General features: G+C 40.0%; 8 protein-coding genes. 1 reads left to right on the forward strand and 7 read right to left on the reverse strand.

Translation table 11 applies throughout. The features are described from left to right. Window positions 1-85: 85 nt before the first annotated feature. Window positions 86-1,441, reverse strand: coding sequence for a S8 family peptidase (locus ACTJJG_RS14660; protein WP_440608971.1), 1,356 nt, complete (start codon window positions 1,439-1,441; stop codon window positions 86-88). Between the two features lie 35 nt (window positions 1,442-1,476). Beyond that, window positions 1,477-1,785: a hypothetical protein gene (locus ACTJJG_RS14665; RefSeq protein ID WP_032057342.1), complete on the reverse strand. Its 309-nt coding sequence runs from the start codon at window positions 1,783-1,785 to the stop codon at window positions 1,477-1,479. Window positions 1,786-2,371: 586 nt separating this feature from the next. Here ACTJJG_RS14665 and ACTJJG_RS14670 point away from each other — a divergent pair. Next, window positions 2,372-3,166, forward strand: coding sequence for a hypothetical protein (locus ACTJJG_RS14670; protein WP_372552660.1), 795 nt, complete (start codon window positions 2,372-2,374; stop codon window positions 3,164-3,166). Window positions 3,167-3,226: 60 nt separating this feature from the next. On the opposite strand, the gene astE is transcribed toward ACTJJG_RS14670, so the two are convergent. From astE to ACTJJG_RS14695, 5 genes are all read right to left on the reverse strand, one after another. Further along, window positions 3,227-4,201: a succinylglutamate desuccinylase gene (astE, locus tag ACTJJG_RS14675; protein ID WP_032057340.1), complete on the reverse strand. Its 975-nt coding sequence runs from the start codon at window positions 4,199-4,201 to the stop codon at window positions 3,227-3,229. A gap of 12 nt (window positions 4,202-4,213) precedes the next feature. Continuing rightward, window positions 4,214-5,557, reverse strand: a complete 1,344-nt coding sequence (gene astB / locus ACTJJG_RS14680; protein ID WP_002116805.1) for an N-succinylarginine dihydrolase — start codon at window positions 5,555-5,557, stop codon at window positions 4,214-4,216. Window positions 5,558-5,575: 18 nt separating this feature from the next. Next, the gene (gene astD, locus ACTJJG_RS14685; protein ID WP_064786501.1) at window positions 5,576-7,045 is read right to left on the reverse strand and encodes a succinylglutamate-semialdehyde dehydrogenase; all 1,470 of its coding nucleotides are present in this window, start codon (window positions 7,043-7,045) and stop codon (window positions 5,576-5,578) included. Next, window positions 7,045-8,076 carry an arginine N-succinyltransferase gene (gene astA, locus ACTJJG_RS14690; RefSeq protein WP_069119493.1) on the reverse strand — a complete coding sequence of 344 codons (1,032 nt, stop codon included), beginning with the start codon at window positions 8,074-8,076 and terminating at the stop codon, window positions 7,045-7,047. Before astA ends, astD begins: the two co-directional genes overlap by 1 nt. An 18-nt stretch (window positions 8,077-8,094) precedes the next feature. Beyond that, window positions 8,095-8,822, reverse strand: a 728-nt coding sequence (locus ACTJJG_RS14695; protein WP_440608972.1) for an aminotransferase class III-fold pyridoxal phosphate-dependent enzyme, incomplete at its 5' end; no start/stop codon positions are given.

Here is an 8,822-nt window from a genome sequence, read left to right on the forward strand (position 1 = left end):
GCCCGTTGCAGAAGTTACCCTTTGCAACGGGTTATAGCCATTTATAAATTTCTTGGACCTAATTTAAAAAATTATAAATAAGCTATTAATTAATGGTTAAACCATTTGTTGCTGCCAGTAAATCAATACGTGGGAAAACCAAGCCCGTTCTTGAATCAGTAATTGGTTTACCTGTCGTTTTTAAACGGCTGATGGTTTGATCAATACTTTCTGTTGGACTCACGCTATTCGCTCGTAACAAAGCAATTGCACCTGCCACATGTGGTGTCGCTTGAGATGTACCACCCATGGTATAACCACCCGCCGTGATCATTGCTCCAGGCGCTAATAAGGTCACAAGACTGCCACCATTACTAAAGCACGCTACCTTATCTGCCGCTGTTGTTGGGTCCGAACATTTCACAGGGTTCCCCCATGACACACCACCAATATTACTGTCATATACAGCACCAACTCTTACTGCACTAGCAACACAGGCAGGAGATGAAATTCCATCTGAAAATGCATCATTACCTGAAGCGACTACAGGCACCACACCAGCAGCTCGTGCATTGGCAAATGCAGTTCCATAACTGCTATCACTACACTCCGAGGTATATTTAACACCTGGTACGCCAAGGCTCAAATTCACCGCTTTAATATTATAGGTTTGTGCATTATTTACAGCCCAGTTAATCCCTGCGAGGATATCACTATCATAAGCTGTGCTTACCCACTTACCTTGGGATCTGACCTTTCTAAAGACATCTATGCCTATAATTTTGGTCTTGGTAGCAACCTTAGATACGATGCCTGAAACATTACTCCCATGCCCATCATCATCTAAAGCGCCATCATCTGGTGCACTATCAAATGAATAAACCACTCGACATGTGCTTGATGGTGTATTTACTGCCGTACAGCCAAAATCAGAGTGAAGATAATTCACACCTGTATCAATCACTGCCACACTAGAGCCTTCGCCCGTAAAACCATTGGTATTGGCCTGTGGTTGATTAATTAAAGGTAAACTTTCATTGGTCGTAGTCCGGTTAATACGGTTCGGATAAACTGCTTTAACATTTGGATCATTTAATAAAGTCACCAAAGCTTCGCGATTACTAATTCGATAGAAAGCTAAAGGCAAATTATTGTAGTCCCGAAGTACTTGGACACCACCAGCACGGTTAAACCTTGCCTGTATATTCTTTTTATTTGTTGCAATATAACTCCGCCGCTCTAAACCGGAAGGCACACTCACCGAAGGAATATTGTATTCGACGATTAAATCATTCGAATCATTATTGACCAAGGCATCCAAATCGATTTTGCCCTGAAATACTTTTTGTTTTGCTGCTTGATTTAACCGCTGTTTAGCACCTTGAGAATCCAAAGGAAGAGCGGATGCAGTTGTACTTAATATCGTACATAGACCTAATAGAAATAACGTTTTACTTTGCATTATTTTTCTCCGTAGTTTTTCAACTAACAATTTGCTTATTTCGCTTTTATTTCATTTGCTGGATCTTTTTCTGGATCAATCGGTTGAATAGAAAGATCACTTTTTGTGTCATAAAAAGGAACAGAATCAGCTGATACCGATTGAGGATGAGTTGAATGTTGAGATAGATTTTTAGGTTGGGTAGGCTCCTTAAGTTTAGAAAGAAACGAAGATGTATCTGGTTGTGGCGAATTCGACTCATGTAAAGCAGAATTGAACACATCAGATGCACCACTTGTGGGCTTAAGATAGAGAACAACGGCGACCAAGCCGACCAATACAAGAAGGGAAGCAATAATTTTCATCTGTCATATCTCTGTTTTTTTGTTTATAGATATCTATTTTTATTTTTGATTATTCGAAATAAAGTGCTATTTCTTTCAATACATTTCATGTGAAATTTCTATTTCATGAAATGTACAAACCTGAGAAAAGCTAAAGTATCTTTTCCCGAATAATCAAAAATACAGTTCTGCCCTGTACATTTATATTTCTGGCAGAATATGGTTCAAAAAAGTGCTAAAAAAGCACTTCATTCTCATAATAAGCAATAATTATGCCGTTTCCTCTAATAAATAATTAGATTCACATCACATTTAAAGATATAAAGGACAAGTCGAGAAAAACCGAAAGAGAAAAAATTAAAGGATATTTTTTAAAAAAGGAAAGATAAGAGAGCTTAATTAGAATATCTAACAAATAAATGTTCTTTTTCACTTTATTATTAATTTTTATTAATCTTCACAATTTATCCCTAGTCTGTTTACTCAACGTAACACTGTTGTAACATTTTGATGAAGACAGTTCACAAGACTATATTCCCTTGGCTATGATTCGTTTGCGTTTATGAAATACCTCACTAAAAGGGTATATTCTTTGAAGGATATCGCAATGAAAATGATGAAAACAGCTATCGTTACTGCAAGTGTTCTTGCTTCTGCCTCTATTTTTGCACAAAGTGCGGGCGTTAATGCAGGTGCTTCTGCTCAAGTAAATGTACAACCGGGTGGTCTTGTTAGTGGCGTAGCCAACACAGTCAAAAATACTGCTCATAATGTAGGTAGCACAGCAAAGCATGCTGGTCATGTAGCGGCTGACACTACAGTTAAAGCAACAAAAAAAACAACAGGAAAAGTGACTGAACTTTCTTCTAAAGCTGCAAATGGTACAAAACATTTTGCTACCGAAGCTGCGACAGGTACTAAAAATGTAGCAACTAAAGCCGCAACTGGTACTAAACATTTTGCTACCGAAGCAGTAACAGGTACTAAAAATGTAGCGACTAAAGCTGCAAACGGTACTAAAAACTTAGCAGTTGAAGCGAAAGCTGATACAAAAGCAGGTGTTGATGCTGTAAAAGCTAAAGTTGCAGAAAAACAAGCTGAGCAAAAAGAATTTACTGCTGAAAAACAAGCTAATGCTCAAGCGCATGTAGATGCTGTAAAAACTCGTGTAGCTCAAAACCAAGCTGAGCAAAAAGAGTTTGTAGCTGACACTAAAGCTGATGCTCAAGCAAAATTAAATACAGCTCAACCAGCTCATGGAGTTAACGCTCAAACAGGTGTAAACGTTGGTGTTAATGTTGCTGGTATTAATGCAAATGCAAACTTAAATGCAGGCGCTCAAGCGACTACACAAAAAGCTGAAAAGAAATCTTTTATTAAAGGTCTTTTCGGTAATAACTAATCCGTTATAAATAAAAAAGGGCAATTAATTGCCCTTTTTTATTTCTCAAAAATCAAGTATTCAACTCGCTTCAGTTAAAACTAAGCCCGCACGCAAACCAAGCTTCACATTTGGGTTTGGAAATAAAATCCAGACCTGATCTTGCTCAACAACATAATTACCAGAAGGTTGAGTTGCAATGATTTCACCTTTGGTAAAAGTCGAAAAATTCGGAGCTTCAGCAGATAAATTCATCTGAAAATCTTCATCTTTTTTAATTAAAGAATCAGATACTTTGAAGACCCGAATTTTTGTTTTATTGCGTAGCGGTAAGGCTTGCTCAGAAACTACATTACGAATAACTTCATCAATTGCAGCAAATTGGCTCAAGTCATTTTGCCCAAATGGTAAGGCTTTGCCTAACTCTAAAGTTGCGCTCGCAGCTTTAAAATTCTCACTCGTAAAATGTGTAAACGTTTTACCTGCTGCATTGTGATAAACCAAAGCATCTAAATCGGCTGCTTCAAGACTTGCTGTTAAATCAGCATCATAGCCATGCGTTTGATAGGGAAATAAAGCAAACGTTGGTAACAATGAAGTACGAATTGCTGTGTGTAAATCATAGTGATAGCGTTTAGCATCACTTGCACTTTCTTGAAAGAAATTTGTGACAACTTGCTCTAAAACTTCAGCACGCTTTGATTCTTCAGACACGCCTAGAGTTTTATATCCACCACAAAACATTCGATTTACATCGTCATGCACATAGCGTTTGCCTTGACGCATTGCATAAGGGTTACCCAATACAAGCAGCAACCTCACAGCAAGGTTTAAACGCCCTGCAAATAAATCCGCGCAAAGATGAGATAACAATTCAATTGGTGCTGTTTCATTACCATGCACTCCAGCTGACAGTACGACAGCTTTGTCGTACTGTGCGTTTGGCGTACATTCAAGAAGTCCTTCACCCAACCAGCGCCAAGAAAAATTATTTTGTTTTCCTTCGCGAGTTGTAGGCTGCTCACCTTGTAAGGTTAATGCTAGAAAATCTTGCATGTCACCTCCTCATTATTTTTGGAAAGGATAAACCGAACCTAAACCTAAAATTTTGGTCAGTTCGTCAAGTGCCATACGGCTTTCCATTAACAAATGCGGATCAGCCAAATCTTCTTGTGCTAAACGATCACGATAATGTTTATCTACCCATTGATTGAGTGTGCCAAACAACTGATCGTTCATCAGAACTTTTGGATTTACGGCATTTAACTCAGTTTCGTTTAAAGCTACGCGTAAACGTAGACAAGCTGGACCACCACCGTTACGCATACTTTCACGTAAGTCATATACCTGAATAGCATCAATTGGTGTGCCCATTTGAATCATGTCATTCAAATAGCCCCAGACTGCTGCATTTTGACGAGACTCTTCCGGTACAACAATAGTCATTCCACCATCTGGACGAGTCAAAATTTGGCTATTAAATAAATAGGTTGCTACGGCATCGTCAACGGTAACACGGTTTTCAGGGACTTCAATTGAAATAAAGTCTTCACCGATGCTTGCCATTTTTTGACGAATTTCAGCAAAGGCCTGATCTTGATTTAAAAAGGCATGTTGATGATGGAATAAAACCTGTTGGTTACTTACCGCGATCACATCATTATGGAAAACGCCCTGATCAATTACATCTGGATTTTGCTGAACAAAAACAGTATGTGCATCATCTAAACGGTGCAAACGTGCAATTGCTTCACTTGCCTCACGCGTTTGACGAGCTGGATAACGTTTTGGTCCCGGCAAGCCATTATTTAAATGTTGTTGACCATAAACAAACACCTGAACACCGCGCTTAGCATAATCACCACCTAAGCGGTTGTGATTGGCTGCTCCTTCGTCACCAAACAAAGCTACTTGTGGTAATGCTTCGTGGTGTACAAAGTGGCGTTCATTTTTAAAGATCGCTTGTAAAACTTGGCTTGTAGTTTCAGCTTCAATTGAACGGTGAAACTTATTGTTCAGGTTCGCTGCGGTAAAATGCACGCGCTCATCTTGGCTATCTGCCGAAGGTGAAACGGTAGCCGCATTGGCAGTCCACATTGGAGAAGCTGAACTTAAAGATGATAATAGTTCAGGTGAATGACGCATTGCTTGAGCAACAACGCTAATGTCATCACCTGTAAAACCTAAACGGCGTAACATTGGAACATGTGGACGCTCATGCGGAGCAAGTACACCTTGTTTCATTCCCATGTCAGCCAAAGCTTTCATCTTTAGCAAACCTTGTTTAGCTGCTAATTTTGGATTCGAGGTATTATTACGGTTTTTTGTCGATGCTTCATTACCAAACGACAAACCCGCGTAGTGATGTGTTGGTCCCACTAAACCATCGAAATTTACTTCATATCCTTTCATTTTTTCTTTCCCTAGTGTTTAAGGCAACACAATCCCTGGAGATAATTTTTCTGGTAAGGTTAAGCTGTCACTTTCAAGTGATGCCATTGGCCAAGCACAATAATCAGCTGCATAAAAAGCACTCGCGCGGTGATTACCTGACGCCCCTACACCACCAAATGGCGCGGCACTTGAAGCCCCAGTTAATGGCTTATTCCAATTCACAATACCGGCACGTGCTTCGATGAGTAAGTCATCAAACAGTTCACGTTTTGGTGAAACCAAACCAACTGACAAGCCAAAACGAGTTGCGTTAGCAATTTTTAATGCTTCATCAAAGTTGTCATAACGTTGAATGGTGGTAAGCGGGCCAAAATATTCTTCATCCGGAATATCTTTCACGCCTGTGACATCAACAATACCCGGAGTAAGTAGAGAACTGTCTTCTTGAGGACGTGTCATGGCTAATAAACTTTTTGCACCCAGCTCAAGTAACTTTTGCTGAGCATTCATCATGTTTGTTGCAGCAACTGACGAGATTACCCCGCCCATGAATGGTTGTTGTTCGTCGTTCCAACGGCCAACTTTTAGGTTTTTAGCAACTTCAACAAAACGTTGAATAAATGCATCACCTTCAGCACCATTTTTTACCAAGATACGGCGTGCACATGTACAACGCTGACCTGCCGAAACAAAAGCAGATTGAATAGCAAGATTAACTACTGCATCGACATCGATAATTTCATCAATAATCAATGCATTATTGCCACCCATTTCAAGCGCAAGAATTTTTTCAGGTGCACCCGCCATTTGCTTATGCAAGTGATAACCCGTGTTTGCACTTCCGGTAAACAATAAACCATCAATTTCATGTGAGGCAGCTAATGCTTCGCCCGTGGTACGACCACCTTGCACCAAGTTCATTACACCATTTGGCAGACCAGCTTGCTGCCAAAGTTTTACAGTTTCTTCAGCAGTCCAAGGCGTTAATTCACTTGGTTTAAATACAACTGTGTTGCCAGCAAGCAATGCAGGAACAATATGCCCATTTGGTAGATGGCCCGGGAAGTTATATGGACCGAAAACTGCAAGCACACCATGCGGACGATGACGTAAAGATGCTACACCATCGGCCATTTCAGTTGAGCTTTCGCCTGTACGCTGGTGGTAAGCGCGAATCGAAATCGCAACTTTGCCAATCATTGATTGAACTTCAGTTAACGTTTCCCAAAATGGCTTACTGGTTTCTTGGCTAATGACTTCTGCTAAATGCTTTTTATTTTCTTCAAGCAAAGCGGCAAATTTTTCAACAATCGCTACACGCTCTGCAAGCGGTAAACGCGCCCAAGCTGGAAATGCAGTACGCGCTGCCTGACAAGCTTGCTCTACATCAGTAGCAGTAGCCTCGGCACCTGACCATACAGTTTGGTTATCAACCGGATTTGTTTTCTCAAATGTTGCGCCGCTGCCTTGTAACCAGACACCGTTTATAAATAAAGAGTTTGACATCAGGATACTTCCATAGGATTTAGTGATAACACACGAACAGCGTGACCTTCTTGTACACCGAGTTTTTCAGCTTGTTCATGTGTTAAATTTATTGTGTTATCAACAAGATCAAGCTTTAACAACATTGCTTTATAGTCATGATAATTATCATTGGCAATGAGATATTGGGTCTTACCGACCGCAGCTTCACTTGTAATTTTGACGTTTAGTAACTGACTTTCTTTTACTGCTCGCAATTCATCAATATTGGCTTCAATGGTTGGACCAGCATCAAAAATATCGACATATCCTTGATAGCGTAAGCCTTCCGACTCAAGCACATGATAAGCAGGCAAAGTTTGTGGATGCATTTTTCCAATTACCTCTTGCGCATCTTTTGGCAAGAGATCTACATAGACTGGGAAACGTGGCATAAGCTCTGCAATAAACACTTTTTGCCCAATTCCACTCAAATAGTCTGCTGTTGAAAAATCCATATTAAAGAAATGGTGACCAATCGCATCCCAAAATGGAGAACATCCATTTTCGTCCGAGAAACCACGCATTTCAGCAATTAACTTTTTCTCGAAATATTGCTTAAAGGCAGCGATAAACATAAAACGGATTTTCGATAAGAATTTACCGTTTTGGTTTTCACGACGCTCTGGATCTAAAAATAGTGTACAGAGTTCGCTACTACCTGTTCTGTCATTACTTAAAAATAAAGTAGGTAATGACTTATAGACATTTAATGCTTTTGAAGCGTGTACTTGAGTACCAACATGAAAGTTGTACCAAGGTTCAATGAGCCCTACAGCAACTTCAATTGCACTTAATCCAATAACACGTTGAGCTTCTGTATCTTCAAGAACAAATAAATAACCTTGTTCACTTTTATGGACATTGCCATTTAAAGTATTGCGAGTACGTGAAATTCGAGCCGAAAGTGTATCCATATTTTGCGGCAAGGAAGTCAGGCCTACACCCGACTTACCTGCTAATTTATAAATATCTTCAAGGTCTCGAAACTCGGCATGACGGACGATCATCATGGCTAGCTTTCCTTTTTTTTATTTAGCCAACTTTGCCAATGCGCGTTTTAAACGAGCAATTCCTTCATCAATATCTTGTTCAGGAATAATTAGAGACGGTGTAAAACGAACCACGTTTGGTCCCGCGATTAAAGCAAGCAAACCTTCTTCGCCCGCCCAAGTCGTAATGTCTTTCGCTTTGCCTGCATACTCAGCTTTTAATACACAACCAATGAGTAAGCCTTGACCACGAATTTCTTCAAAAATCGGGTATTCAGCATTTAATTTATTTAATGCGTCTAGGAAATATTGATGACGATGTTTTACACCTTCAAGTACTTCAGGCGTATTAATAAACTCAAAGACTGCACCAGCAACCGCACTTGCTAACGGGTTACCACCATAAGTCGTACCATGTGTACCGACTGAAAAATGCGGTGCAAATTTATCAGTTGTTAGCATTGCACCGACTGGAAAACCACCACCTAGTGCTTTTGCAGTCGTTAATACATCTGGAATAACACCAGAGTTCATGTAGGCATACAGTGCACCTGTACGGCCAACACCGGTTTGTACTTCATCAAAAATCAGTAAGGCACCGAACTCATCACACAGTGCACGCAAACCTTTTAAAAATTCGATGTCAGCAGGAATAACACCGCCTTCACCTTGGATCGGCTCAACAATCACAGCACATGTTTGTTCATTAATCACCGCTTTTGCAGCTTCTAAATCATTAAAGGCAACATGGTTGATACCGTTTGGAA

The sequence above is a fragment of the Acinetobacter sp. 22512 genome (assembly GCF_052044755.1).
Classification (GTDB): Bacteria; Pseudomonadota; Gammaproteobacteria; order Pseudomonadales; family Moraxellaceae; genus Acinetobacter; species Acinetobacter pittii.

Coding starts and splice junctions, on each gene's coding strand:
- ACTJJG_RS14660 (WP_440608971.1), bottom strand. CDS start 1,441: ATGCAAAGTAAAACGTTATTTCTATTAGGTCTATGTACGATATTAAGT.
- ACTJJG_RS14670 (WP_372552660.1), top strand. CDS start 2,372: ATGAAAATGATGAAAACAGCTATCGTTACTGCAAGTGTTCTTGCTTCT.
- astD (WP_064786501.1), bottom strand. CDS start 7,045: ATGTCAAACTCTTTATTTATAAACGGTGTCTGGTTACAAGGCAGCGGC.
- astA (WP_069119493.1), bottom strand. CDS start 8,076: ATGATGATCGTCCGTCATGCCGAGTTTCGAGACCTTGAAGATATTTAT.
- astB (WP_002116805.1), bottom strand. CDS start 5,557: ATGAAAGGATATGAAGTAAATTTCGATGGTTTAGTGGGACCAACACAT.
- ACTJJG_RS14665 (WP_032057342.1), bottom strand. CDS start 1,785: ATGAAAATTATTGCTTCCCTTCTTGTATTGGTCGGCTTGGTCGCCGTT.
- astE (WP_032057340.1), bottom strand. CDS start 4,201: ATGCAAGATTTTCTAGCATTAACCTTACAAGGTGAGCAGCCTACAACT.